The sequence below is a fragment of the Pseudomonas sp. WS 5078 genome (assembly GCF_012985745.1).
GTDB classification, from domain to species: Bacteria; Pseudomonadota; Gammaproteobacteria; order Pseudomonadales; family Pseudomonadaceae; genus Aquipseudomonas; species Aquipseudomonas lundensis_A.
Window position 1 is genome coordinate 1 of record NZ_JAAQWX010000035.1, and the last position, 1,528, is coordinate 1,528.

General features: G+C 60.7%; 3 protein-coding genes. All 3 read left to right on the top strand.

Annotated elements, in window-relative coordinates:
- Positions 1-13: 13 nt before the first annotated feature.
- Entirely contained in the window at positions 14-556 is a 543-nt protein-coding gene (locus HBN68_RS21910) for a DUF3833 domain-containing protein (RefSeq protein WP_094992937.1), read from the top strand.
- Entirely contained in the window at positions 553-1,263 is a 711-nt protein-coding gene (locus tag HBN68_RS21915) for an SDR family NAD(P)-dependent oxidoreductase (protein ID WP_169966172.1), read from the top strand. Before HBN68_RS21910 ends, HBN68_RS21915 begins: the two co-directional genes overlap by 4 nt.
- A gap of 14 nt (positions 1,264-1,277) precedes the next feature.
- Positions 1,278-1,528: DUF6482 family protein (locus HBN68_RS21920; RefSeq protein WP_169966174.1), on the top strand; the 251-nt coding region annotated here is incomplete at its 3' end.

The following is a 1,528-nucleotide window of genomic DNA, read 5'->3' on the forward strand; positions in this document are numbered from 1 at the left end:
AGGGATTAAGGCAATGACCCGATTTCTGCTGTTACTGGCAATGGTACTCAGCGTCACGAGCTGTACCAGTGTGGATGTTGCCCGGTATGCGGATCAGCAACCGGCGTTGAATCTGGAGCATTTTTTCAGCCAGCCCGTCAAAGCCTGGGGGATGTTTCAGAAGCGCAACGGTGAGGTGGCCAAGCGTTTCGAGGTCAACATCGTCAGCCGTCGCGAAGGCAACAACCTGATTCTCGACGAGCGCTTCCTCTATAGCGACGGCACCCGCCAGCGTCGCGTCTGGACCCTCACGCCAGAGGGCCAGGGACGCTGGAGCGGCCGCGCGGAGGATGTGGTCGGTATCGCCAGGGGCCACGTCGTCGGAAACACGTTGCACTGGCGATACAACCTGAACCTGCCAGTCGATGATTCGACCTACGAAATGAGCATGGACGACTGGATGTACTTGATGGACGAAGACACATTGATCAACCGCACCCGTATGTCCAAGTTCGGGGTTGAGGTCGGTCAGGTGACGATATTCTTCCGCCGCCAGGGCGCCGGGGTGAGCCAATGAACCACCTCCTGACCATGACCTCCCTCGACGACGGGTATCGCGCGCTGGTGATCGGTGCCAGCGGCGCCCTCGGCACAGCGTTTTGCGAACACCTGAGGCAGGATCCGCGCTGCGCCGGGGTTCGTGCGCTAGGGCGCCATACCGTTCCCGAGCTGGACCTTGAACGACCGGAAACGATTGCCAGCGCCGCCACCGAACTGGCCGCAGAAGCGCCGTATCAACTGATCGTACACGCGGCCGGCCTGCTCCATCGCGACGGGATCAAACCGGAAAAAAGCATCAGCGCCATCGAGCCGGAGGCGCTGCAGGCTGTGTTTCAAGTGAACACGCTGGGGCCGGCCATCGTGTTGCGCTACTTTTTACCGCTGCTCGCACCGCGTGGAGCGATGGCGATGCTATCGGCAAAGGTCGGCAGCATTGGCGACAACCGTTTGGGCGGCTGGTATGCCTACCGGGCTTCCAAAGCCGCACTGAACATGCTGATCAAGACTGCCGCCATCGAACTGGCCCGCACCCACCCGTACAGCCGGTTGCTAACCCTGCATCCAGGCACGGTTGTGTCGGGGCTGTCGCACCCTTTTCGCGTAGCCGACAGCGCACGCCCCGCAGGCGTTGCCGCGGCCCAATTACTGACCTTGATTGACCAGTTGACACCGGCCGACAGCGGCCATTTCTTTGCTTACGATGGAGAACGCCTGCCCTGGTAGGCAAGGAGTGAAGCATGAACCTGCAAACCCTAACCGAACATGCGGCCAACAGTGAAATACGCGAGCTGGAGCTGCTGTCACTCGAAGGCGGTGTTTATTTGGCACGGATCCGCCTCGATCACGGGCAATTCACCCTGCTTGACGAGGCGGCCAAGCCGATGCACCTGCGTTCGATGACCCACCTGCGTGATTTGCTGCAGACCGTGCCGGCATTTCCTTGTGTGCTGGTGCAGCAATGCGTGCATGACGAAATGTGTGGCCGGGA

Excerpts from the sequence above, each read along its gene's own strand:
- HBN68_RS21910 (WP_094992937.1), top strand. The coding sequence starts at position 14 with ATGACCCGATTTCTGCTGTTACTGGCAATGGTACTCAGCGTCACGAGC.
- HBN68_RS21915 (WP_169966172.1), top strand. The coding sequence starts at position 553 with ATGAACCACCTCCTGACCATGACCTCCCTCGACGACGGGTATCGCGCG.